Raw genomic sequence first — 23,789 nt, 5'->3', positions numbered from 1 at the left:
GCGGCGCAATGAGGTCGAGCGTCTGTTCCGCCGCCTCAAGGGCTATCGGCGCATCTTCTCTCGCTTCGAGAAGCTCGACGTCATGTTCACCGCGTTCATCAGCTTCGCGCTCATCGCCGACGGTTTGCGGTTGTGTTAACACGCCCTAGGGCTTTCCCGATTCCCCCGCCACGAGGCTTGAGGGGTCAGGGGGCAGCCCGTTAACCTCGCCACCCATGGGCACCCCCGTCGTCAGCGCGATGAGCACCGACCAGGTCGCGGCCGCAGAGCGCCCGGGCTTCTGGGCCGACTGGATCCACAAGCTGTTCCACGGGCTGGACTCCGACCTCTACGGCGACAACGAATTCGACGGCCGCATGGCCACCGTGCGCGCCGGCGACATCGTGCTGACGCGGCTGGAAGCGAACCGGCACCGCGTGATGCGCTCGTCCTCGCTGGTGCGGCAGTCGGAGATCGGCTACCTGAAGATCGTCGCCCCGTGGGTGGGCTGCGCCGGCGTCGAGCAGAAGGGCCGCGAGGCCTGGGTCACACCGGACCAGTGGAGCATCTACGACACCACCGACAGCTACGCGGTGGCCAACCCCGTGCGCGTCGAGCACCTGATCGTGATGCTGCCGAAGGACCGTCTGGTGGAGCGCGGCATCTCGCTCGACCCGTTGATGGCGCGCCGCCTCGGCGGCAGCGGCGGCGTGGCGCGCATCGCGCTGGAGACGATGCGCAACGCCTACCGCGAGCTGCCCGGCATGTCGGAGACGGCGGCGCGCGGCGTCGGCGACGCGATCACCCAGCTCGTGCACCTGGCCATGCTCGACCTCGCCGGCATCGGCACCGCCGTGACGCAGCGCGAGGCGCTGCGCGAGCGCATCAAGCAGCATGTCGGCGAGCACCTGGGCGACCCGCAGCTCACCGTCGACAGCATCGCGCTGGCGCTGAACTGCAGCCGTCGCCAGCTCTACAACGCCTTCGCCGAGGAGCCCGACGGCGTCGCCGGCTACATCCTGCGCCGGCGCCTGGAAGGCTGCCGCCGCTGCTTCGACGACCGTGCACAGTCGCACCGCTCGATCACCGACATCGCCTTCGACTTCGGCTTCTCCAACATGGCGCACTTCAGCCGCGTGTTCCGCACGCACCTGGGGCTGCCGCCGAGCGACTACCGGCGCGGCGCGGCCGCCTGAGCCTGCTTGCGGGCATGACCCTGGCTACACTGCCGGGTCACTCTTCCCGCGCGCTCATGGGCTGGCACGGCCGACTCGAACTCGACTACCGCCGCGACGGCGACACCACGCAAGCCCATGACCGCCACGACGGCCCGCTGCGCGTGCTGCAGCGGCTCTACCCGGAGGGCCCGGCGATCTGCCACCACGTGCTGGTGCATCCGCCCGGCGGCATGGTCGGCGGCGATACGCTCGACGTCGCGCTGGCGCTCGGCGAAGACAGCCACGCGGTGATCACCACGCCGGGCGCGGCGCGCTTCTACCGCAGCCGTGGCGAGCGCGCGGTTCAGCAGGTGAGCGCAAGCCTGGCCGCCGGCGCGCGGCTGGAGTGGCTGCCGCTGGAGACGCTGGCCTACAGCGGCTGCGAGGGCGAGAACACGATGCGCTTCGAGCTGGCCGAGGGTGCGCAGACCATCGGCTGGGACGTCCTCGCCCTCGGCCTGCCGGCCGCCGACCAGCCCTTCGTGCGTGGCCGCTACCGGCAGAGCATCGAGATCCCGGGCCGCTGGCTCGAGCGCGGCGTGATCGCTGCCGACGACGCGACGCTGCTCGCTTCCCCGCTCGGCCTGGACGGGCACAAGGTGATGGGGACGCTGTGGTTTGCCTCCGGCAGCCCGCTGCCACCGGCTCGGCGCGAGGCCTTGCTCGACACCGCCCGCGCCGCCTGCGAGGGCCATCCGCTGATGCGCAGCACCGGTGCGACGGCACCGAACGATGCGGTGGTGCTGCTGCGCGCGCTGGCGCCGCGCGTCGAGCCGCTGATGGATCTCTTCAAGACCGTGCGCAACCGCTGGCGTTCGGTCGGCTGGGCGCTCGATCCGGTGCTGCCGCGGATCTGGACCACCTGAGACCGCGCGTCGGCGACCTTCGGGCGACGCCCCGGCGTGACGCGCCGAACGTCACCCGATGACCGGCGATGGCCTGCGCTGACCCGGCGTGTGACGAATTGCGCACTTGCGGCGGAATCCGGGCCTGGCGCCCGAGCACACCCGCTTTCGCCCATCACTTCTGCCCTAAATCATCATCTTGCGATGCCGATACTGCAGTGCGCGATCCTGATCATCGTTCCGTTGACTTGCTCAACCGATGAGCTCGACCGCCTTTCTCTGTTCGAGTCCGTTCGTCATCGAAGAACCAAGGAGTAACCATGAGTTTCGGGAATCTGACCGTCAAGGCCAAGCTGACGGCAGCATTCGGCTGCCTGGCTGTGATCGTGCTTGCCGTGTCCGCGCTGGCGGTTCGCGGGCTGAGCGAGGGACACAGTCACTACGCCAGCTACGTGAACGAAACCGGCGCACGCATCTCCCTGGCCAATGACGTTCTGGACGCGACGAATGCGCGCGCCGTCAGTGCGCGCAACCTGGTGCTCGTCACCTCAGCTGCCGACCGCGATGGTGAAAAGGCTGCCGTGACCCAGGCCCACGAGAAGGTCACAGCCACGATCGCGAAGCTCAAGGAAACGATCGCCAGGACCGCCGCCGTGACCGACCGCGAACGCAAGCTCTTTGCAGAAGTCGAGAGCGTCGAGTCACGCTACGGGCCTGTCGCGCTCAACATCGTCAATCTGGCGCTGGCCGACAAGCGTGACGAGGCCATCGGCAAGATGAACGCCGATTGCCGCCCCCTGCTGGCGGCGTTGATCAAGGCGGCCAACGAGTACATCGCCCATACGCAGACGGCAGCCACCGAGGAAGTCAAGGAGGCCGAGTCTGCCTACGCAGTCAGTCGCAACCTGATGCTGGGCGCCTGCGCCCTGGCCATCGGCCTGGCGATCGGGCTGGCATTGACGATCACCCGGGGGCTGACCCGCGCCCTCGGCGCGGAACCCGTGCAGCTCAGCGAGGCCGCGCAACGCGTTGCCAGCGGCGACCTCGGTACGGTGCCGGGAGCGCAAGGCGCCCCGGCGGGCAGCGTGATGGCGTCCCTCGGCGACATGCAGGCGAGCCTGGCGCGGGTGGTGGGTCAGGTGCGCAACGCTTCCGACTCGATCGCAACCGGCTCGGCGCAAATCGCCACCGGCAATGCGGACCTGTCGCAGCGGACCGAGGAACAGGCCTCCAACCTGCAGCAGACCGCTGCGTCGATGGAGCAGATGAACTCCACCGTCAAGAACAACGCCGACACCGCGCGCCAGGCCACGCAACTCGCCACGTCGGCCAGTGCCGCGGCCGAAAGGGGCGGCCAGGTCGTCGGCCAGGTGGTCGCCACCATGGATGACATCACTGCGAGTTCGAAGAAGATCTCCGACATCATCGGCGTGATCGACGGCATTGCCTTCCAGACCAACATCCTGGCCCTGAATGCCGCTGTCGAAGCAGCGCGCGCCGGGGAACAGGGTCGAGGCTTCGCGGTCGTGGCCAGCGAGGTGCGCAGCCTCGCCCAGCGCAGCGCCGAGGCGGCCAAGGAGATCAAGACACTGATTGGCGCGAGCGTCGAAAAGGTCGAGGCCGGGTCGAAGCTGGTCGGCGACGCGGGCACCAACATGGAAGACATCGTGAGTCAGGTCAAGCGGGTGGCCGACCTGATCGCCGAGATCAGCTCTGCCACCATCGAGCAGACCAGCGGCATCGGACAGGTCAGTGACGCCGTCAATCAGCTCGACCAGGTGACTCAGCAGAACGCGGCGCTCGTCGAAGAGAGTGCAGCCGCCGCGGACAGCCTCAAGCAACAGGCGAGCCGGCTTGCGGAGGTGGTCAGCGTCTTCAAGCTGAGCCAGGACTCGTCCCAGTTCGTCACCGCGACGACTCAGCCGGCAAGCCGGCCCTCCACGGCCACAGCAGGCCCGGCAGCCAAGGTGGCCAGCAAGAGCAAGGCGACGGCAGCCGGCGGCGGCAGTGCCGAATGGGAAACCTTCTGACGGTCCTGAGCCGCGGCAGCGCGGCCATGGGCTCGATCGCTGCGTGATCGGGTCGGCGGGCAAGGGTGACCGGCGAAGCACGGCCCCGCCCGACCGTCTCAGTCGCCGGCAAAGCTGTACGGCCCGCCGCGCTCGAGCGCCCTCTTGTACGCCGGCCGCGCGTGGATGCGCTGGAGCCAGTCCATCAGCTTCGGCCGGCTGGCATTCAGCCCCGCGCGCTGGGCGGAGGCCTCGAGCGGGAAACTCATCTGGATGTCCGCCGCGCTGAACGCGCGGCCAGCGAACCACGGCCGCGTGGCCAGTTCGGCCTCCATGAAGTCGAGCTGGCGCTCGAGGTTGGGCGTCACGAAGCTCTTCAGCACCTGCGCCGAGATGCCGCGCGCCACCGGCTTGACGAAGAAGGGCATCGGCGCGCTGGCCACCTTGTCGAACACCAGCTTCATCAGCAGCGGCGACATCGCCGAACCCTCGGCGAAGTGCAGCCAGTAGCGGTACTGCAGGAACTCCGGCGTGCCGGCGGAGGGCCGCAGCTTGCCGCCTTCGCGGTCGACGAGGTACTCGATGATCGCGCCGGACTCGGCCACGGTGGCCTTGCCATCGGTGATCACGGGCGACTTGCCCAGCGGGTGCACGGTGCGCAGCTCCGCCGGCGCGAGCATCGTCTTCCTGTCGCGCTGGTAGTGCTTTATCTCGTAGGGCAGCCCGAGTTCCTCGAGCAGCCAGAGCACACGCTGCGAGCGCGAATCGTTGAGGTGGTGGACGGTGATCATCGTTCGGGGCTTGCGCCAGGCCAAAGTGGCTGCATTCTGCCGGCGCCCTCAACTCTGCGCACGGGCTAGGATGCTCCGATGAACATCATCCCCGGCGACCGCGCGCAGACTCGCGGCGAGGAACTGGCCAATGCGCTGAGCCACGGCATCGGCTGCCTGCTCGCGGTGGCCGCGCTGCCGCTGCTGGTCATGCAGTCGGCGCAGCGCGGCGGGGCGGCCGCGGTGGTCGGCGCCAGCCTGTTCGCGGCGACGATGATCCTGCTGTATCTGGTGTCGACGCTGTACCACGCCTTGCCGGCCGGCCGTGCCAAGGCCTGGTTCAACCGGCTCGACCACGCCGCCATCTACGTCTTCATTGCCGGCAGCTACATGCCGTTCTCGTTCGGCGTGCTGCATGGCGCCTGGGGCTGGACGCTGTTCGGCCTGGTCTGGGCAGCCGCAGTGCTGGGCGTGGCGGCGAAGCTGTTCAACCGCCTGCGGCACCCGCTGTGGTCCACCGGTCTGTACGTGGCGATGGGCTGGGTGGCGCTGGTCGCCGCGGCGCCGCTGCTGCAGCGCATGTCCGGCGCCGGCCTGGCCTGGCTGGTGGCCGGCGGCGTGGCCTACACGCTGGGGGCGATCGTCTTCCTGTTCGACAACCGGGTGCGCTATGCGCACTTCGTCTGGCACCTGTTCGTGATGGCCGGCACCGCATGCCACTTCTGCGCCGCACTCTGGCAAGCGGCCTGAGCGGCGCTGGCGCTCAGATGGACATGCGGTCGCGAACGCCCTCGCGCTCCATGTCCGCACCGCGGCCGCGCTGCACGATCTCGCCGCGCTCCATCAGCAGGTACTGGTCGGCCAGTTCGGCGGCGAAGTCGTAGTACTGCTCGACCAGCACGATGGCCATGGTCTTGCGATCGGCCAGCATGCGGATGACGCGGCCGATGTCCTTGATGATGCTGGGCTGGATGCCTTCGGTCGGCTCGTCGAGGATCAGCAGCTTGGGGCCGGCCGCCAGCGCGCGGGCGATGGCGAGCTGCTGCTGCTGGCCGCCGGAGAGGTCGCCGCCGCGGCGGTTGATCATCTGCTTGAGCACCGGGAACAGGTCGAACAGCTCGGCCGGGATCGGCGTGCCGCCCTTCTTGTAGGCCAGGCCCATGCGCAGGTTCTCTTCCACCGTCAGGCGGCCGAAGATCTCGCGGCCCTGCGGCACGTAGCCGACGCCCTTGCGCACCCGCTCGTAGGGCGTGTCGCGGGTGATGTCCTGGCCGTCGAGCTGGATGCTGCCGGTCTTCACCGGCACCACGCCCATCAGCGACTTCAGCAGCGTGGTCTTGCCGACGCCGTTGCGGCCCAGCACCACCGTCACCTCGCCGATCTTCGACTCGAAGCCGAGGTTGCGCAGGATGTGCGAGCCGCCGTAGTACTGGTTGATGCCTTCGACCTTCAGCATGGTGTTCTCGCTCATCGGCCGAGGTAGACCTCGACGACCTTGTCGTTGGCCTGCACGTCCTTCAGCGACCCTTCGGCGAGCACGCTGCCCTCGTGGAGCACGGTGACCTTCTTGCTCGCCTTGCCCTGCGTCAGCTCGCCGATGAACTTCATGTCGTGCTCGACCACCACCAGCGAATGGCTGCCTTCGAGCGAGAGGAACAACTCGGCGGTGCGCTCGGTCTCCTCGTCGGTCATGCCGGCCACGGGTTCGTCGAGCAGCAGCAGCTTCGGGTCCTGCATCAGCAGCATGCCGATCTCCAGCCACTGCTTCTGGCCGTGGCTGAGCAGCCCGGCGACGCGCTGCGCGCTGTCCTTCAGGTGGATCAGCGTGAGGATCTCGCCGATGCGGTCGAGCTGCGGCCCGGTCAGGCGGAAGAACATCGAGGCGCGCACGCCATGGTCGGTCTTCAGCGCCAGTTCGAGGTTCTCGAACACCGACAGGTGCTCGAACACCGTCGGCTTCTGGAACTTGCGGCCGATGCCGATGGTGGCGATGTCGTTCTCGCGCAGGCGCAGCAGGTCGATGGTCGAGCCGAAGAAGGCCTTCCCGGCATCGGGCCGGGTCTTGCCGGTGATGACGTCCATCATCGTCGTCTTGCCGGCGCCGTTCGGGCCGATGATGCAGCGCAGCTCGCCGGCGCTGATCGACAGCGACAAGGCGTTGAGCGCCTTGAAGCCGTCGAAGCTGACGGTGATGTCGTCGAGGTAGAGGATGGCGCCGTGCGCCACGTCCAGCTCGCCGGTGACCACGCGGCCGTAGCTGGCGCCGCCCGAGGCCGGCCGGGTGGCGACGATCTTCGCGTGCTCTTCGCGGATCTTCGCGCCCGTCTTCATCAGCTCCGGCGTCATGCGCGGGTCTCCTTCTTCACGCGGCGCACCAAGCCGATGATCCCCTGCGGCAGGAACAGCGTCACCGCGATGAACAGGGCGCCGAGGAAGTACAGCCAGTACTCCGGGAAGGCCTGCGTGAACCAGCTCTTCGCGCCGTTGACGAAGAAGGCGCCGACGATCGGGCCGATCAGCGTGCCGCGGCCGCCGACGGCCGCCCAGATCGCCATCTCGATGCTCGCCGCCGGGCTCATCTCGCCGGGGTTGATGATGCCGACCTGCGGCACGTAGAGCGCGCCGGCGATGCCGCACATCACCGCGGAGATCACCCAGATCGTCAGCTTGTAGCGGATCGGGTCGTAGCCGGTGAACATCACCCGGCTCTCGGCGTCGCGGATGGCCTGCAGCACGCGACCGAACTTGCTCATGACCAGCCACCGCGACAGGACAAAGAACCCGATCAAGGTGACACCGGTGATGACGAACAGCACCATGCGCGTCGAAGGTGTGGCGATGGTGATGCCCAGGATGCGCTTGAAGTCGGTGAAGCCGTTGTTGCCGCCGAAGCCGGTCTCGTTGCGGAAGAACAGCAGCATCGCGGCGAAGGTCATCGCCTGCGTGATGATCGAGAAGTACACGCCCTTGATGCGCGAGCGGAAGGCGAAGAAGCCGAACACGAAGGCCAGCAGCCCCGGCACCAGCACGACCATCGCCATCTGGAAGACGAAGCTGTCGCTGAAGGCCCAGTGCCAGGGGAACTCCTTCCAGTTCAGGAAGACCATGAAGTCCGGCATGTCGGACTGGTACTGGCCGTCGCGGCCGATCTGGCGCATCAGGTACATGCCCATCGCGTAGCCGCCGAGCGCGAAGAACACGCCGTGGCCAAGCGAAAGGATGCCGGTGTAGCCCCAGATCAGGTCCATCGCCAGCGCGCAGATCGCGTAGCACATGATCTTGCCGACCAGCGCGACGGCGAAGTCGCTCATGTGCAGCGCGCTGCCTTCGGGCACGACGAGGTTGAGCACCGGCGCGACCACCAGCACCACCAGCAGCGCGGCAAAGACGCCGAACCAGCTCTTCATCGACAGGAACCGCGTGCCGGGCACGGGCGCTGCGCTCATCGGAAGGACTGCACTCATGCTTCGGCGCTCCGGCCCTTCATGGCGAAAATGCCTTGCGGCCGCTTCTGGATGAAGATCACGATGAACACCAGCACCATGATCTTGGCCAGCACCGCCCCGGCCCAGCCCTCGAGCAGCTTGTTCAGCACCCCCAGGCCCAGCGCCGCGTAGACCGTGCCGGCGAGCTGGCCGACGCCGCCGAGCACGACGACCAGGAAGCTGTCGACGATGTAGCTCTGGCCGAGATCGGGCCCGACGTTGCCGACCTGCGAGAGTGCGCAGCCTCCCAGCCCGGCGATGCCGGAGCCGAGCGCGAAGGCATAGGTGTCAACCCGCGCGGTGTTGACGCCCACGCAGGCCGCCATGCGGCGGTTCTGCGTCACCCCGCGAACGAACAGGCCGACGCGCGTGCGGGCGATCAGCAGCGCCACGCCGACCAGCACCAGCGCGGCGAAGGCGATGATGGCGATGCGGTTGTAGGGCAGCGTCAGGTTGCTCATCAGCGCCACGCCGCCGGACAGGAAGGCCGGGTTCTCCACCGGCACGTTCTGCGCGCCGAACAGCGTGCGCACGCCCTGCATCAGCACCAGGCTGATGCCCCAGGTGGCCAGCAGCGTCTCCAGCGGGCGGCCGTAGAGCCAGCGAATCACGCTGCGCTCCATCGCCGCGCCGACCAGCGCCGAAGCGAGGAAGGCCAGCGGGATCGCGGCGAGGATGTAGTAGTCGAACAGGCCCGGGAGATGCTGGCGGAAGACGTTCTGCACCACGTAGGTGGCGTAGGCGCCGATCATCAGCAGCTCGCCGTGCGCCATGTTGATGACGCCCATCAGCCCGTAGGTGATGGCCAGGCCGAGTGCGGCCAGCAGCAGGATGGAGCCGAGGCTGATGCCGGTGAACACCACGCCGGCGCGCTCGCCCCAGGCGAGGCGGTCGCGAACGCTGTCGAGTGCGCGGCCGAGTGCGGCGCGCACCTCGGGGTCGGTCTCGGCGTCGGGCGCGAGGCGCTCCTGCAGCAGGCTGGCCACCGCCCCCTGGCCGCTGCCGGCGAGTGCGGTGATCGCCGCGTGGCGCTTGGCCTTGTCGGACGAGGACACCAGGATGGTGGCGCGCATGCGCTCGAGCGAAGCCTTCAGCGAGGCATCGGTCTCGGCCGCGAAGGCCTTCTCGAGCAGCGGCAGCTGCGCTTCCTCGAGCGACTGTTTGAGAAGCTCGGCGACGCCGGCACGGCGCGCCTCGATGTCGGGCGAGAGCAGTTGCAGCGCGCCCATCGCGGCCTGCAGCGCACCGCGCACGCGGTTGTTGTTGACGACATCCTCGGCATCGGCCGGCACGGTGGCGGCAGCCCCGGTGGCGGCATCGACCGCCTTGTCGCCCTGCACGATGAAGACCTTGTCACCGGCGACCCTGACCGAGTCGTCGAGCAGCGCCTGCACGAAGGCGCCCAGCCCCTCGGCCCCACTCGCCGCCGCCTCGTTCAGCGCGGCGATGCGCTCGTCGCTGTCACCCGACGCGATGGCCAGCGCCTGCTTAGTCGTCAGCGCGAACGACGCAAACGGCAGGCAGCACAGCAGGCAGCAGAGAACGATTCGTCGATACATTGAGGGCGAGGTTCGAAGAACGATGCGGACAAGGCGACAGCCCGTCCGCATCTTCAAGCGGACGCCGCGGAACCGGCTTCGCCGGGCCGCTGGCGGCGCCCCCCTTGGGGGGAGGCGCCGTCAGGCGCTTCGGGGGGTTACTTCTTTTCCGGAACGTTCTTCTTGCCCTTGTTCTCGGCGATGTAGTCGCTCCACGGGTCGGCCACGACCGGGCCCTTGGTCTTCCACACCACGTTGAACTGGCCGTCGGCCTTGATCTCGCCGATGAACACCGGCTTGTGCAGGTGGTGGTTCTCCTTGTCCATGGTGGACATGAAGCCGCCCGGCGCCGGGAAGGTCTGGCCGGCCATCGCCGCGATCACCTTGTCGGTGTCGGTCGACTTCGCCTTCTCGACCGCCTGCTTCCACATCATGATGCCGATGTAGGTGGCTTCCATCGGGTCGTTGGTCAGCGGCTTGTCCTTGTGGCCGGGGATGTTCTTGGCCTTGGCGTAGTCGCTCCACTTCTTGACGAACTCGGTGTTGGCCGGGCTCTTGATGCTCATGAAGTAGTTCCAGGCGGCCAGGTGGCCGACCAGCGGCTTGGTGTCGACGCCGCGGAGTTCCTCTTCACCCACCGAGAAGGCCACCACCGGCACGTCGGTCGCCTTCAGGCCCTGGTTGCCGAGTTCCTTGTAGAAGGGCACGTTGGAGTCGCCGTTGATGGTCGACACCACGGCCGTCTTCTTGCCCTCGGAGGCGAACTTCTTGATCTTGGCGATGATGCTCTGGTAGTCGCTGTGGCCGAAGGGGGTGTACTCCTCGATGATGTCGGCCTCGGCGACACCCTTGGCCTTCAGGAAGGCACGCAGGATCTTGTTGGTCGTGCGCGGGTAGACGTAGTCCGTGCCCAGCAGCACCCAGCGCTTGGCCGAGCCGCCGTCCTTGCTCATCAGGTACTCGACGGCGGGAATGGCCTGCTGGTTCGGCGCGGCGCCGGTGTAGAAGACGTTCTTCGACAGCTCTTCGCCTTCGTACTGCACCGGGTAGAACAGCAGCGAGTTCTTCTCTTCGTAGACCGGCAGCACCGACTTGCGGCTGACCGACGTCCAGCAGCCGAAGGTGACGGCGACCTTGTCCTGGTCGATCAGCTGCTTGGCCTTCTCGGCGAACAGCGGCCAGTTGGAGGCCGGGTCGACGACCACCGGCTCGAGCTTCTTGCCCATCACGCCGCCCTTGGCGTTGATCTCGTCGATCGCCATCAGCGCGACGTCCTTCAGCACGGTCTCGGAGATGGCCATCGTGCCGGACAGCGAGTGCAGCACGCCGACCTTGATGGTGGCTTGCGCCTGGGCGATGGTGGCGAAGCCCATCGTGCAGGCGGCAACGGCCAGCGCGGTGAGCGACTTCGTGGCGAAGCGGCGGGACAGATTCATGGTGGTGTGGCTCCTGGCGGGTTGTTCGTGGGTTCGGGAGGGAACGGCCGCAGGTTAGGTGCGGTGTCCCGAACGACCAATACGCAAGGTGGCGTAGTCCGCCGGTTCGCCCGCTCAGCTCCCGGCCAGGAACAGCAGCGCCGCATTGATGCCGTAAGCCGCCACCAGGCCCACGCTGACCCAGCTCGCCACGCGCAGCACGCGCCCCTGCGGCCGCATCACCAGGCCGACGATCACCAGCCCGGTCATCATCAGCGCGGTGGCAGCGGTGCCGGCATGCGCGCCCGACACGTCGGCGAGCAGCGGGCCGCGCAGGTAGGCCAGGTCGTCGATCGCCAGGATGGTCAGGTTGAACAGGTTGCTGCCCAGCAGGTTGCCGATCGCCATGTCGAGCGCGCCCAGGCGCAGTGCCGAGACGGTGACCGCCATCTCCGGCAGCGTGGTGACCAGCGCCATGAATACCGTGCCGACGAAGCTGCGCGACAGGCCCAGGGTCTGCGACAGCCCGTCGGCCACCTCGGGCAGCCAGCTGCCGGCTGCCAGCACCACCAGCGCTGCCGTGCCGAAGCGGCGCCACTCGCGCCGGACCGCTTCGCGCGAGGGCCGTTCGAGGGCCGCGCTTTCCGCGCTCCGGAGATTCGACTGCTCGTGTGCGAACACGCTACGCAGCGCGAGCAGGTACAGCGCCAGCAGCACCGGGCTGTACAGCCCGACGCCGAGGAACTGCGGCGCGGCGCGGCCGGTGACCAGGCTCATCGCCACGAAGCCGAGCATCACCACGCCGAAGCCGGCCGACAGCAGGTGCGTGGCGCTGGCGCGCCGGTACATCGGCTGGTGGCGCTGCAGCAGGTCGACGACGACGAGGAAGGCGAGGTTGACCACGCAGGCGCCGAGCGCGTTGCCCACCGCGAGGTTGGGCGCGCCGACCAACGCCACCGCACTGACGCCCGAGGCCAGTTCGGGCAGCGAGGTCACGGTGGCCAGCAGCGCCAGGCCGACCCAGCCGCGGCCCCAGCCGTGGGCCTCGGCCAGCGCATCGCCGCTGCGGCTGAGCACGAAGCCGGCGCCCGCGATGAGCACCGCGCACAGCAGGAACTGCAGCCCCAGCCAGGCCATGCCCATCACGCCGCCTCGCGGCGCTGCGCGCTGCGCACGATCAGCTTGCGCAGCTCTTCGGCCCACAGCACCAGGCTGGCCAGCGCCAGCAGCGGCAGCAGCGAGGCCGGCGGCAGCGGCACGGTGTGGAACAGCGCGTTCATCGCCGGAACGTACAGCACCACGGCCTGCAGCGCCACACTGAGCGTCAGGCCGCCGGCCAGCCAGTGGTTGCGCAGCAGGCGCGGGCCCAGCGCCGAGGCGGTGGCCGACTGGCAGTTCAGCACGTTGAACCACTGGCACATCGCCAGCACGGTGAAGGTCTCGGTACGCACCACCGCCTCGGGCACGCCTTGCGAGAGCCGCCAGGCGAACCAGCCGAAGGTCACGCCGGCGATCATCGGCGTCATCAGCGCCACGCGCTGCAGCAGGTGCCGGCCGAGCAGGCGATCGTTGCGCGGAACGGGGCGGCGGCGCATCTCGTCGCCGTCGGGCGGATCCATCACCAGGTTCACCGTCACCGTCCCTTCGGTGACGATGTTGATCCACAGGATCTGCACCGCCGCCAGCGGCAGCGGAAAGCCGCCGAGCAGCGCCAGCAGCAGCACCAGCACCTCGGCCATCGAGGTGGCAAAGAGGTAGAGGATGACCTTCTTCAGGTTGGCGTAGACCACGCGGCCCTGCTGCACCGCGCCGACGATGGTGGCGAAGTTGTCGTCGGTGACGACGATCTTCGCCGCGCTCTTGGCGACCTCGGTGCCGGTGATGCCCATCGCCACGCCGACGTCGGCGCGCGCCAGCGCCGGAGCGTCGTTGACGCCGTCGCCGGTCATCGCCACCACCTCGCCGCGCGACTGTAGCGCCTCGACGATGCGCAGCTTCTGCGCCGGCTGCACGCGGGCGAAGACGGCGATGCCCGGCAGTTCGTCGCGCAGCTCGGCCTCGCCCATGCGCTCGAGTTCGGGGCCGTCGACGGCCCTGTCGCCATCGCGCGCAATGCCCAGCTCGCGCGCGATCGCCAGGCCGGTGAGCTTGTGATCGCCGGTCACCATCACCGCCCGGATGCCGGCGCGGCGGCATTCGGCCACCGCCACCTTCACCTCCTCGCGCGGCGGGTCGATCTGGCCGACCAGGCCGAGCAGGCGCACCCGGCCGGCCAGCGCCTCGAAGCCGTCGGCCGGATCGAGCACATCGTCGTCGACCACGCCGAAGGCGAGCACGCGCAGCGCACGCGTGGCCATCGCCTCGGCCTGGCGGCGCGCGGCCTTCAGCGTGGCGTCGTGAACACCATCGGCCAGCCGCAACATGGCCTCGGGCGCACCCTTGATGAAGACGCGGCGCGGCGCCCCGGCCTGGCGGTGGCGCGTGGCCATCAGCTTGGTGTCGGAATCGAAAGGCAGCTCGGCCTCGCGCGGCGCGTCACGGCGCAGCGCGGTGAGCTCGACACCGGCCTTGCCCGCCAGCACCAGCAGCGCGCCCTCGGTGGGGTCGCCGAGCACCGTCCAGGCCGCGCGCTCGTCTTCGGGCGGCAGCAGTTCGGCGTCGTTGCACAGCGCGGCGGCGGCGACCAGTTCGCGCAGCGCCGCATCCTGCAGGTCGGCCGGGTGGCTGTGCTCGAGCAGCGTGCCTTCGGGCGCATAGCCGATGCCGCCGGCCGCGATCTCGCGGTGCGCCCCGTCCGCGCCGGGCAGCCACAGCTCGACGGCGGTCATCTCGTTCTTCGTCAGCGTGCCGGTCTTGTCGCTGCAGATCACCGTGGTGGAGCCCAGCGTCTCCACCGCCGAGAGGCGGCGGATGATCGCACCACGCTCGGCCATGCGCTGCATGCCCACGGCCAGCGCGATGGTCATCGCCACCGGCAGGCCCTCGGGCACCATCGAGACCATCTGGCTGATCGCCACCATCAACACCTCGGGCAGCGGCAGCGCACGCCACAGGCCGAGCAGCACCACGAGCACGAACAGGCCCAGCGCCGCCGCCACCAGCGCGCGGCCGAACTGCTCGAGGCGCTGCTCCAGCGGCGTCTTCGGCTCCTCGGCGCGCTCGGTCAGGCCGGCGATGCGACCGACCTCGGTGTGGATGCCGGTGGCCACCACCACCGCCCGCGCGCGACCGCCGGTGACGTGGGTGCCGGAATAGACCATGTCATGCCGGTCGGCCAGGCCGGTGGCTTCGGGCACGGCAGTGATCGCCTTGGCCACCGGCACCGATTCGCCAGTCAGCGCCGCCTCGGCCACCTGCAGCTGCACCTCCTCGACCAGGCGCGCATCGGCCGCCACCGCATCGCCGGCGGCCAGCAGCATCAGGTCGCCCGGCACCAGCTCGCGCGCCTCGAGCACCTGCTCGTGGCCGTCGCGCAGCACACGCACGCGCAGGGCGGACAGCCGGCGCAGCGCCGCCATCGAACGTTCGGCTCGGCCTTCCTGGAAGCTGCCGATCAGCGCATTGACCAGCACCACCGCGAGGATCACGCCGGCGTCGCCGTGGTGGCCGAGCGCCACCGCCAGCACGGCGGCGACGAACAGGATGTAGATCAGCGGGCTCCTGAACTGGCGTGCGAAGGTGCGCCAGGCTGGCTTCGGCGGTGGTTCGGGCAGGGCATTGGGGCCGTGTTCGGCGAGGCGCCGCACGGCGGCGGCCGCGTCGAGCCCGCGCGCGGGGTCGGTGCCGGAGCGCTGCAGCGCCTCGTCGGCGCCGAGCGCATGCCAATCGATGGCGGCGGCGGGGGGATCATCGGTGGTCGTTGGCGGCACGCCGGTGTTCTCCGTCGGGTGATCGAACGGCCGGATTCTGGGCAAGGGCCGTGGCCACGTCGCGACTCGGAACGCCGGCCTTGCGCGGGATCAAGCAACCGGCCGCGCCTTTCGAGTGCGAGGAACTTCCGCGGCGTGCACCGGTCACTGTCAGGTTGCGATCCGAAGCACAGGAGACACGGATGACGACGAGAAGCGAACACCGCCCGTTTTCCGCCGCGGCAGCCCGCGTGCTGGCATTGATGGTGGCAGCCAACGGCCGGGCTGACCCACGCGAGCTGCAGGCGCTGGAGGACGTCGACGCCTTCGCCCGCCTGGATGTTCCGCGCGAGCACTTCGTCGCGCTGGTGAACGAGTGCCTGCAGGTGGTGGGATACGGGCTGGCCGAGTGCTCCTGGCTTCGAGCCAGCGACCAGGCCTACGTCGACCGCCTGCTCGATGCGGTGGTCGACCCGCAGGAGCGGCTGATGGTCTGCCGCATGGCGGCGGCCGTGGTGACAGCGGACGGCCATGTCTCGGGTGACGAGCGGCTGGTCTACGACCACGCCCTGGCGCGATGGCGCATCAGCGGCTCCATGGTGACCGAGGCCATCCTGCACGATGCCCCGCGGCGCCGGGAAGGCGTGCAGCGCCTCGTCTGAGGTCTCGATCTCGTCTGCGCCACGCCGATCAGGCGTCATGCAATCGTTCGTGCATCAGCGCACGGACGATCCCCAGCAGCGGTGCCTCGGTGCGCCGCGCCAGCGTGACCAGGCCGAGCCGCGCGGTGGCGTCGAGCGCGGGGCGCATCGCCAGTTCGACCAGCGTCGGCGCCGCCGCGCGGATCGCCAGCAGCACCGCATCGCTGTGTTCGGACACCTCGACCAGGCTGGCGATTTCCTCGCAGCGCAGCGTCACGCATTGCTCCGGATGGGCCTGCGGCCCGTAGCGTGAGATCAGGATGCGGGCCACCTCGTCGGACAGCGGCGTCGAAGCGATCGGGTAGCGGCTGAGCGAATCGAAGCTCACCCCGCCGCGAACGCGCGTCAGCGGGTGACCGCGGCGCACCATGAAGGCGCCGCGCATCTCGTGCAGCAGTTCGGCGCGCAAGTCGGGCGCCGGCTCGAGCGAACGTGCATCCACCACCAGCGCATCGAGCGTGCGCGCGCGCAGCGACTGCACCAGCAGCTCGGTGCCGCCGCGGGCGATCTCGACATGCACCTGCGGATGATCCAGCGCGATGGTCATCAGCAGCGGCGTCATCAGCATGGCGCCGGGGCCGGAGCCCATGCCGATGCGCAGCACGCCGCGCTCGCCCTCGCGCGAACGCTGTCCGCTGCCCTGCAGTTCCTCGGCATCCGACACCAGCTGTCGGGCGCGCTCCAGCGTCGCACGGCCGAAGGCCGTCAGCTCGATGCGCCGGCCGACACGGTCGAACAGCGGCATGCCCAGTTCGTCTTCCAGCGCGCGGATGCTGCGGCTGAGCGCCGGCTGGGTAAGGAACTGCGCCTGCGCGGCCTTGCTGAAGGAGCCGGTCTGCGCGAGCGCAATCAGGTGCCGCAGCTGCACGAGGGTCATCGCATCGCCTCCACCGTTTGATGCATCAGACTCATGCTACTTCAGACAACAATGCATTGGACTTTGCTCTGACGCATTCCTACATTGGCGCCACGCCCCACCCACCTTCCGGAGTGCCCGATGTCGAACGCCGCCCGTCGCCTTGCCTTGATCACCACGCTTGCCAGCGGCCTGGCGCTGGCCTCCGGCATCGCCGCCGCGCAGGGCAGCAAGCCGCTGAACCTGATGGTGCCCTACCCGGCCGGAGGCTTGTCGGACACCATCGCGCGCATCGTCGAGAAGCCGCTGGGCAAGGCACTGGGCCAGCAGGTGATCGTCGAGAACGTCGGCGGCGTCGCCGGCGCCATCGGCGCACAGAAGGTGCTCGCGGCCCCGGCCGACGGCGGCTACCTCTACCAGGGCTCGCCCAACGAGCTGATCCTCGCGCCGATGGCGCTGACAGCGGTCAAGTACAAGTCCGAAGACTTCCGCCTGGTGCAGATGATCGGCGCCTTCCCGATCGCCATCCTCGCCCGCAAGGGCCTGCCGGCGAACAACGTCGACGAGCTGGTGGCGCTGGCCAGGACCTCGGCTGCCGAGGGCAAGCCGCTCACCTATGGCAGCGTCGGCGTCGGCTCCTTCTATCACGTGCTCGGCGCGCACTTCGCGCACAGCATCGGCACGCCGATGACGCACATTCCCTACAAGGGCATCGCGCCGATCCTGCAGGACATGGGCGGCGAGATGGTCGACATCGCCATCATCGTGGTCGGCGAGCAGCAGATCGGCCTGGCGCAGCAGGGCCGGCTGAAGGTGCTGGGCACGCTGGCGCCGGCCGGCAAGGTCGAGGCCGCGATCCTCAAGCCCTACCCGAGCATCAACGACAGCAAGTCCTTCAAGGACTTCGCCTTCAACATCTGGACCGGCTACTTCGTCAGGAAGGACACGCCCGAGCCGGTGGTGCAGGCGCTGCACAAGGCGCTGAACGCGACGCTGGGCGACGCCGAAGTGCGCACGCAGCTCGAGAAGATCGGCGGCATGCTCGCGCCGGTGCGAGTGCAGGCCGAGGTCGACCGCGAATACGCCGCGCAGACCGAGCGCTTCCGCGGCATCGCCAAGGCCATCAAGCTCGAGGCGCAATGAGCGGCGTGATCGAGGCGATGCGCGAGCGCGCCGACGAGTTCGTCGGCCTGCGCCGCGATATCCACCGCCACCCCGAGCTGGCCTTCGACGAGCACCGCACCGCGGCGCTGGTGGCCGACAAGCTGGCCACCTGGGGCTACGCGGTCGAGCGCGGGCTGGGCGGCACCGGCGTGGTCGGCACGCTGGTACGCGGCCGCGGCACGCGGCGCCTCGGCCTGCGCGCCGACATGGACGCGCTGCCGATCACCGAAGCCAGCGGCGTCGAGTGGAGCAGCCAGCGCCCCGGCCTGATGCACGCCTGCGGCCACGACGGCCACACCGCGATGCTGCTCGCGGCGGCGCGGCATCTGGCCGAGCAGGGCCGCTTCGACGGCACGTTGAACCTGATCTTCCAGCCGGCGGAGGAAGGCGGCGGCGGCGCGCTGCGCATGATGGCCGATGGCCTCTTCGACAAGCACCCCTGCGATGCGGTGTTCGCGATGCACAACATGCCCGGCATTGCACAGGGCCACCTGGTGCTGCGCGAGGGCGCGGCGATGGCCTCGTCGGACTACGCCACCGTCACGCTGACCGGCATCGGTGGTCATGGCGCGATGCCGCAGCATGCCGCCGACCCGGTCGTCGCTGCGGCCAGCCTGGTGATGGCGCTGCAGACGGTGGTGTCGCGCAACGTCGATCCGCTGCACGCGGCGGTGGTCACCGTCGGCGCCCTGAACGCCGGCCGCGCCAACAACGTCATTCCGGCCACGGCCACGCTGGAGATCAGCGTGCGAGCGCTCGACCGCGAGGTGCGCGCGCTGCTGGAGCGGCGCATCAAGGCGCTGGCGCAGGCACAGGCCGAGAGCTTCGGCGTGCAGGCGAAGGTCGATTGGCGCAGCGGTTACGCCGTACTGGTCAACACGCCCGAGGAAACAGCCTTCGCGCGCGAGGTCGCGCTCGATCTGCTCGGCCCCGAGCGCGTGACGCTGCAGGGCCCGCCGCTGACCGGCAGCGAGGACTTCGCCTTCATGCTCGAGCGCGTGCCGGGCAGCTACCTGCTGATCGGCAACGGCGACGGCAGCGACGGCCACGCCTGCGGCGGTTGCATGGTCCACCACCCGGGCTACGACTTCAACGACGCCAACATCGCGGTGGGCAGTGCCTTCTGGGTTCGGCTGGCCGAACGTTTCCTGAGCGCGGAGGAGACGAGCCCGCAGCCCTAGAATCTCATCTCTGCAGGAGAGTGCCGGGCACCGCCCGGCCCCCGAAGGCGCAAACTCCCATGAACGCTCAGGGCCCGTACTGCACATCACGAACGCCGTCTGGAGAGTCGTCACCCGCGTGACGCACCGAAGGAGCAAGGCCCGCGCCGATGGCGCAGGCCGAATCTCTCAGGTACCAAGGACAGGGGGAGCGGCAAGCGCACGACACATCGTGCGTCCATCCTGTCCTTTGGAGTCTTGCCATGAACGTGGTGGTTCTCGGCGCCGGCCTGCTCGGCGTCACCTCGGCCTATTTCCTTCGCCAGCAGGGTCACGACGTGACCGTGATCGACCGCCAGGCCTCGCCGGCGGCGGAAACCAGCTTCGCCAACGGCGGGCAGATCTCGGTCAGCCACGCCGAGCCCTGGGCCAACCCGGGCGCGCCGTTGAAGGTGCTGCAGTGGCTGGGCAAGGAAGACGCGCCGCTGCTGTTCCGGCTGCGCGCCGACCTGCGCCAGTGGCGCTGGGGCCTGCAGTTCCTGCGCGAATGCACGCCGGCGCGCACGCGGCACAACATCGCGCAGATCGTGCGCCTGGGCACCTACAGCCGCGACACGCTGCAGCAGCTGCGCCGCGAGCGCGACATCGCCTACGACGAACGCACGCAGGGCATCCTGCATTTCTATACGAGCCAGAAGGAGTTCGACGCCGCCGAGGCACCGGCCGCGCAGATGCGCGCGCTGGGATGCGACCGCCGCGTGATCTCCGCCGACGAGGCGGTGCGGCTGGAGCCGGCGCTGCGCCACATCCGCCCCCAACTGGCCGGCGCCACCTACACCGCCGAAGACGAGTCGGGCGACGCCAACCGCTTCGCGCGCGAACTGGTCAAGCGCTGCGAGGCCGACGGCGTGCGTTTCCTCATGAGCCACACGGTGACGGCGCTGCGCGAGGCCGGCGGCGAGATCGACCACGTCGAGGCCACCGACGGTGAGGGCCGCTTCCGGCAGATCCGCGCCGACGCCTACGTGCTGGCAATGGGCAGCCTGTCGCCGCTGTATGCGAAGTCGCTCGGCATCGAGTTGCCAATCTACCCGGCCAAGGGCTACTCGGTGACCATGCCGGTGAAGGACGCGTCGATGGCCCACCAGGTCTCGCTGACCGACGACGAGTACAAGCTGGTGTTCTCGCGCCTCGGTGATCGCCTGCGCATCGCCGGCACCGCCGAGCTCAACGGCTACGACCGCGACCTCAACCGCGTGCGCTGCGAGGCCATCGTCAAGCGCGTGGAGCAGCTCTTCCCCGGCGCAGGCGACACCAGCCAGGCGCAGTTCTGGACCGGGCTGCGCCCGGCCACGCCGAGCAACGTGCCGATCATCGGCCGCTCCAGGCTGAAGAAGCTGTTCCTCAACACCGGCCATGGCACGCTGGGCTGGACGCATTCGTGCGGCTCCGGCAAGAGCATCGCGCGCATCGTCAGCGGCCTCAAGCCCGAGGTGGACTTCGCCTTCAGCGGCGCCTGAATCGGGCGCCGGCGGGGCAGAGGCCTTCGGAATCGAAGGTCTCTCGCCGCGTCGAGTACATTAGCTAGGTAGGCATGATCAAGATAGCAAGTTCGTAAGTCTTCTCTGATGGCCACCGGCAGCTCTGCCGGCCGGCTCCGGTTTGAACTCCCATCGATGACCTTCTTGGCGTCTCTGCCTGCGCCGGCGTTCGCCTGCGCAGCAAACTTGAAAGGAATCGACATGACGACTCAAACCGGCACCGTGAAATGGTTCAACGAAGGCAAGGGCTTCGGCTTCATCGCTCCCGATGATGGCAGCAAGGACCTGTTCGCCCACTTCAGCCAGATCCAGGGCGGCGGCTTCAAGACCCTGGCCGAGAACCAGCGCGTAGAGTTCGAGACGACGCAGGGCCAGAAGGGTCCGCAAGCCTCGAACATCCGCGTGGTCTGATCCAGCACGCAGGCTCTTCGCGAGCCCCGTTCGAAACCGCGGCCCCGGCCGCGGTTTTTTCTTTTTGGGAGCCCTCATGAACAACCTGCAGGAAGCCACCGAACGCATCTGCGAGCTCAAGGGCAACGTGGTGGCGCTCGACGCGCTGTGCACCGCGCTGCTGCAGCAACTGGCGCCACCGGCGCGCGAGCGCTTCCGCAAGACCTTCGAGGGCTGGGCCGAGATCGCCCGCACGGCGATGCTCCATGCGGAGATCTCCGAGCATTCGATCGCCGCCTTCGAGATGGACACCGCGCGCATCGGCGCGCTGATCGACACGCTGGAACATCGCCAGCGGCCGGCGCGCGAAGGCAGCGGCGTCGAGCCGCTGCTGCTCGCCGTGCCGCGGGTGTTGACCTTCCAGGGAACGCGCGCGCTGACCTCGGCCAGCGGCTTCTTCTTCGCGCGCGACGAGCGGCTGTTCCTCGCCACCAGCCGGCACGTGCTGATCGACGAGCCGAGCGAACATTTCCCGGACCGCATCGAGATCGAGCTTCACAACGACGACAGCGACCTGTCGCGTGCGGGCGCGTATTCGGTGCTGCTCTACGAGAACAGCCGCGCGGTGTGGCGCCAGGCCAGCGACACCGGCGGCGAGATCGACGTGGCGGTGATCGAGCTCGACCGCGAGAAGCTGGGCTTCACGCCGCGTGCCTTCACGCCGGCCAACCTGCAGCACACGCTGGGCGAGGTCGACATCGGCACGCCGCTGCTGGTGGTCGGCTTTCCGCTCGGCTTCCACGACAGCCGTTACCACCTGCCGGTGGCGCGGCAGGCCTCGGTGGCCTCGTCCTTCGGCACACGCTTCCAGGGCCAGGGCCTGTTCCTGACCGACGCGCGCACCCACCGCGGCACCAGCGGCGCACCGGTGGTGATGCGCGCTCCCTCGGGTCTCGGCGGCGACGACGGCATCCCGTGGAAGCTGCTGGGCATTCACTCGGCGCGCATGGACATGGGCGGGCGCGACCGGGTTGCCGACGAGTCGCTCGGACTGAACTGCGCCTGGTATGCCGACGTGCTGATGACGCTGACGGCGAACTGAGCCGGGGCTCTGCCGACAATCAAGCCGGCGGCAAGTCCGGCCAGCGCAGCAGTGCCGGCGGCGACGCCTCGCGAGCCGGCGTGCGCAGCGCGAGGCCGTACCAGGCCACGTCCCACCAGCGGCCGAGCTTGAAGCCGGCGTTCGGGTAGACGCCCACCGGCTCGAAACCCATCGATCGGTGCAGGCCGACACTGGCCTCGTTGGGCAGCGTGATGCCGGCGAAGGCCATCACCGCGCCCTGGCGCTTCAGGATCTCGAACAGCCGCGCATACATGGCCCGGCCGATGCCGCGCCGATGCCAGCCCTCGCGCACGTAGGTCGTCACGGTCACCGACCAGCGGTAGGCCTCGCGCTCGGCATAGGGCCCCGCATAGCAGTAGCCGACGACCGCGCCGTCGACCGCGGCGACCAGCCAGGGCCAGGCGGCCGTGATGCGCGCCAGCCGCGCCGCCATCTCCGCCGCATCGGGCGCCTTCAGCTCGAACGAGGTCGGCCGCTGCAGCACGCTGGGCGCGTAGATCTCGGCCAGCGCCGCCGCGTCCTGCGGCTGCGCGGGGCGAACGAGGATGTCCATGCCTGTCCCTTCGGGGCGCACCATTCAGCGCGTGGTGGCGAGTTGCCGCACGCGCACCATCGCCATGCCCGCCGCCGCCGTGCGCGTCTCGACGCCGAGCTTCTCGAACACATGCTCCAGGTGCTTGTGCACCGTGCGCGGGCTGGTGCCGAGGATGTCGCCGATGTCGCGGTTGGTCTTGCCCTGCACCACCCAGTAGAGCACCTCGGCCTCGCGGGCGGTGAGCTTGAAGGCCAGGCCGAGCGCCTCGATGGTCGACTCGTCCGACGACTCGCTCATCACCAGCAGCCATTCGTCCTCGCCACCACTCTCGCCACCGCTGGCGGCGCTGGCCTCGTGCAAGGCAAACACCAGGCGCTTGCCGTGGCGAGCCAGCGTCAGCGCCTGCGGCGTGCCGCCGGTGGCATGCACCACCGCCTGCGCCTGCAGCCAGTCGAGTACCGATTCACCGAGCTGCTGTCCATCACCCGCCTCGTGGGCAACGAGCAACTGCCTCGCCAGCGGCGTCTGCCAGAGGATGCGGCCGTCGGCGGCACGCACCGACAGCGTGGCATGGCCGAAGGCATCGAGCGCATTTCGCGCCTGGCGGCGCTCGCGCGCGCCCTGCACATGGGCGGCGATGCGCGCCAGCACCTCCATCGGCTTGATCGGCTTGGCGACGTAGTCGACACCGCCGCTCTGGAAGGCCTTCAGCACATGCTCGGTCTCGGTCAGGCCGGTCATGAAGATCACCGGAATGGCGGCCGTGGCGGTGTCGGCCTTCAGGCGCTTCGCCACCTCGAAGCCGTCCATGCCGGGCATCACCGCGTCGAGCAGGATCACGTCGGGCATCGCCTGGGCGGCACGCTGCAGGGCCTGCTCGCCGTTGGTGGCGACGAGCACGGTGTAGCCGAACTCGTCGAGCGCGTCGTGCAGCATCGACAGGTTGTCGGGGATGTCGTCGACGATCAGGACGATGTCGGAGTTGTGGCGGTCGAGGTTCATTTCTTCTTGGTGTTCTCGTCCGCGGTTGGAGCGAGGCCTCGGGCTGATGGGGTGCGTGCGAGCTTGCGACGCTCGGCGGTCCGCGCTGCGCGCAGACAACCTGCGATGCTCGGATGCAAGGCCGGGCCGCCCAACTCGCTTCGTTCGCTGCGCTCACTCCGCTCAGACAAGCGGCGGCCAGTCAGTTCACGAAGCGCGCTGCGCGCGCCGG

Annotated in this window: 22 protein-coding genes, 1 pseudogene and 1 riboswitch; of the genes and pseudogenes, 11 read left to right on the top strand and 12 right to left on the bottom strand. The window is 69.1% G+C overall.

All coding sequences use genetic code 11. From position 1 onward, the window contains the following. The 4 genes and pseudogenes from AAG801_RS25210 to AAG801_RS25195 form a co-directional block, all read left to right on the top strand. Positions 1–139: pseudogene (locus AAG801_RS25210) on the top strand (IS5/IS1182 family transposase); the annotation flags it as partial. A 76-nt stretch (positions 140–215) separates the two neighbouring features. Continuing rightward, positions 216–1,175, top strand: a complete 960-nt coding sequence (locus AAG801_RS25205; protein ID WP_341890835.1) for a helix-turn-helix domain-containing protein — start codon at positions 216–218, stop codon at positions 1,173–1,175. Positions 1,176–1,231: 56 nt separating this feature from the next. Beyond that, positions 1,232–2,062 (top strand): urease accessory protein UreD, encoded by an 831-nt coding sequence (locus tag AAG801_RS25200; protein WP_341890837.1) that lies wholly within the window; start codon positions 1,232–1,234, stop codon positions 2,060–2,062. 299 nt (positions 2,063–2,361) lie between these two features. Beyond that, on the top strand, positions 2,362–4,071 hold the full coding sequence (locus tag AAG801_RS25195; protein WP_341890834.1) for a methyl-accepting chemotaxis protein: 1,710 nt from the start codon (positions 2,362–2,364) through the stop codon (positions 4,069–4,071). A gap of 98 nt (positions 4,072–4,169) precedes the next feature. Here AAG801_RS25195 and AAG801_RS25190 read toward each other — a convergent pair whose 3' ends face one another. Further along, positions 4,170–4,841 (bottom strand): glutathione S-transferase, encoded by a 672-nt coding sequence (locus tag AAG801_RS25190; protein ID WP_341890833.1) that lies wholly within the window; start codon positions 4,839–4,841, stop codon positions 4,170–4,172. A 78-nt stretch (positions 4,842–4,919) separates the two neighbouring features. Between AAG801_RS25190 and AAG801_RS25185 the strand changes: the two genes are divergently transcribed. Continuing rightward, positions 4,920–5,570, top strand: a complete 651-nt coding sequence (locus tag AAG801_RS25185) for a hemolysin III family protein (protein WP_341890832.1) — start codon at positions 4,920–4,922, stop codon at positions 5,568–5,570. A gap of 13 nt (positions 5,571–5,583) precedes the next feature. Here AAG801_RS25185 and urtE read toward each other — a convergent pair whose 3' ends face one another. The 7 genes from urtE to AAG801_RS25150 form a co-directional block, all read right to left on the bottom strand. Further along, the gene (urtE, locus tag AAG801_RS25180; protein ID WP_341890831.1) at positions 5,584–6,276 is read right to left on the bottom strand and encodes an urea ABC transporter ATP-binding subunit UrtE; all 693 of its coding nucleotides are present in this window, start codon (positions 6,274–6,276) and stop codon (positions 5,584–5,586) included. An 11-nt stretch (positions 6,277–6,287) separates the two neighbouring features. Beyond that, entirely contained in the window at positions 6,288–7,166 is an 879-nt protein-coding gene (gene urtD, locus AAG801_RS25175) for an urea ABC transporter ATP-binding protein UrtD (protein WP_341890830.1), read from the bottom strand. Further along, positions 7,163–8,227, bottom strand: coding sequence for an urea ABC transporter permease subunit UrtC (urtC, locus tag AAG801_RS25170; RefSeq protein WP_341890836.1), 1,065 nt, complete (start codon positions 8,225–8,227; stop codon positions 7,163–7,165). The genes urtD and urtC overlap by 4 nt, the downstream gene beginning before the upstream one ends. Positions 8,228–8,280: 53 nt before the next feature. After that, on the bottom strand, positions 8,281–9,864 hold the full coding sequence (gene urtB / locus AAG801_RS25165; RefSeq protein ID WP_341890829.1) for an urea ABC transporter permease subunit UrtB: 1,584 nt from the start codon (positions 9,862–9,864) through the stop codon (positions 8,281–8,283). Positions 9,865–10,001: 137 nt separating this feature from the next. Then, a complete protein-coding gene (gene urtA, locus AAG801_RS25160) occupies positions 10,002–11,279 on the bottom strand; it encodes an urea ABC transporter substrate-binding protein (RefSeq protein ID WP_341890828.1) in 1,278 nt (425 codons plus the stop codon). Positions 11,280–11,393: 114 nt separating this feature from the next. Continuing rightward, complete coding sequence (locus AAG801_RS25155; protein ID WP_341890827.1) at positions 11,394–12,401, bottom strand: sodium:calcium antiporter; 1,008 nt, start codon at positions 12,399–12,401, stop codon at positions 11,394–11,396. Further along, a complete protein-coding gene (locus AAG801_RS25150; RefSeq protein WP_341890826.1) occupies positions 12,401–15,127 on the bottom strand; it encodes an HAD-IC family P-type ATPase in 2,727 nt (908 codons plus the stop codon). The genes AAG801_RS25155 and AAG801_RS25150 overlap by 1 nt, the downstream gene beginning before the upstream one ends. Before the next feature lie 182 nt (positions 15,128–15,309). On the opposite strand from AAG801_RS25150, the gene AAG801_RS25145 reads away from it, so the two are divergent. Then, positions 15,310–15,768: a TerB family tellurite resistance protein gene (locus AAG801_RS25145; protein WP_341890825.1), complete on the top strand. Its 459-nt coding sequence runs from the start codon at positions 15,310–15,312 to the stop codon at positions 15,766–15,768. A 28-nt stretch (positions 15,769–15,796) separates the two neighbouring features. Here the strand turns inward: AAG801_RS25145 and AAG801_RS25140 are convergent, their stop codons facing one another. Then, positions 15,797–16,684, bottom strand: a complete 888-nt coding sequence (locus AAG801_RS25140) for a LysR family transcriptional regulator (RefSeq protein ID WP_341890824.1) — start codon at positions 16,682–16,684, stop codon at positions 15,797–15,799. A gap of 120 nt (positions 16,685–16,804) precedes the next feature. Between AAG801_RS25140 and AAG801_RS25135 the strand changes: the two genes are divergently transcribed. The 5 genes from AAG801_RS25135 (at position 16,805) to AAG801_RS25115 (ending at position 22,020) form a co-directional block, all read left to right on the top strand. Then, positions 16,805–17,806 carry a tripartite tricarboxylate transporter substrate binding protein gene (locus tag AAG801_RS25135; protein WP_341890823.1) on the top strand — a complete coding sequence of 334 codons (1,002 nt, stop codon included), beginning with the start codon at positions 16,805–16,807 and terminating at the stop codon, positions 17,804–17,806. Continuing rightward, positions 17,803–19,008: a M20 aminoacylase family protein gene (locus tag AAG801_RS25130; RefSeq protein ID WP_341890822.1), complete on the top strand. Its 1,206-nt coding sequence runs from the start codon at positions 17,803–17,805 to the stop codon at positions 19,006–19,008. The genes AAG801_RS25135 and AAG801_RS25130 overlap by 4 nt, the downstream gene beginning before the upstream one ends. An 89-nt stretch (positions 19,009–19,097) precedes the next feature. Then, positions 19,098–19,203: riboswitch (glycine riboswitch) on the top strand. Positions 19,204–19,250: 47 nt separating this feature from the next. Continuing rightward, positions 19,251–20,507, top strand: coding sequence for a D-amino acid dehydrogenase (locus tag AAG801_RS25125; RefSeq protein ID WP_341890821.1), 1,257 nt, complete (start codon positions 19,251–19,253; stop codon positions 20,505–20,507). A 222-nt stretch (positions 20,508–20,729) separates the two neighbouring features. Further along, on the top strand, positions 20,730–20,939 hold the full coding sequence (locus AAG801_RS25120; RefSeq protein WP_341890820.1) for a cold-shock protein: 210 nt from the start codon (positions 20,730–20,732) through the stop codon (positions 20,937–20,939). 76 nt (positions 20,940–21,015) lie between these two features. Further along, entirely contained in the window at positions 21,016–22,020 is a 1,005-nt protein-coding gene (locus AAG801_RS25115; protein ID WP_341890819.1) for a serine protease, read from the top strand. A 19-nt stretch (positions 22,021–22,039) separates the two neighbouring features. Here AAG801_RS25115 and AAG801_RS25110 read toward each other — a convergent pair whose 3' ends face one another. The 3 genes from AAG801_RS25110 to AAG801_RS25100 all read right to left on the bottom strand — a co-directional run. Further along, positions 22,040–22,594 carry an N-acetyltransferase family protein gene (locus AAG801_RS25110; RefSeq protein ID WP_341890818.1) on the bottom strand — a complete coding sequence of 185 codons (555 nt, stop codon included), beginning with the start codon at positions 22,592–22,594 and terminating at the stop codon, positions 22,040–22,042. A 24-nt stretch (positions 22,595–22,618) separates the two neighbouring features. Further along, positions 22,619–23,578, bottom strand: a complete 960-nt coding sequence (locus AAG801_RS25105; RefSeq protein WP_341890817.1) for a response regulator transcription factor — start codon at positions 23,576–23,578, stop codon at positions 22,619–22,621. Then, positions 23,575–23,789, bottom strand: a 215-nt coding sequence (locus AAG801_RS25100) for a hypothetical protein (RefSeq protein ID WP_341890816.1), incomplete at its 5' end; no start/stop codon positions are given. The genes AAG801_RS25100 and AAG801_RS25105, both read right to left, overlap by 4 nt.

This window comes from Variovorax sp. YR752, from assembly GCF_943372545.1.
Note: the sequence above shows the minus strand (reverse complement) of the source record. Positions and strands in the feature narration are given on the sequence as shown.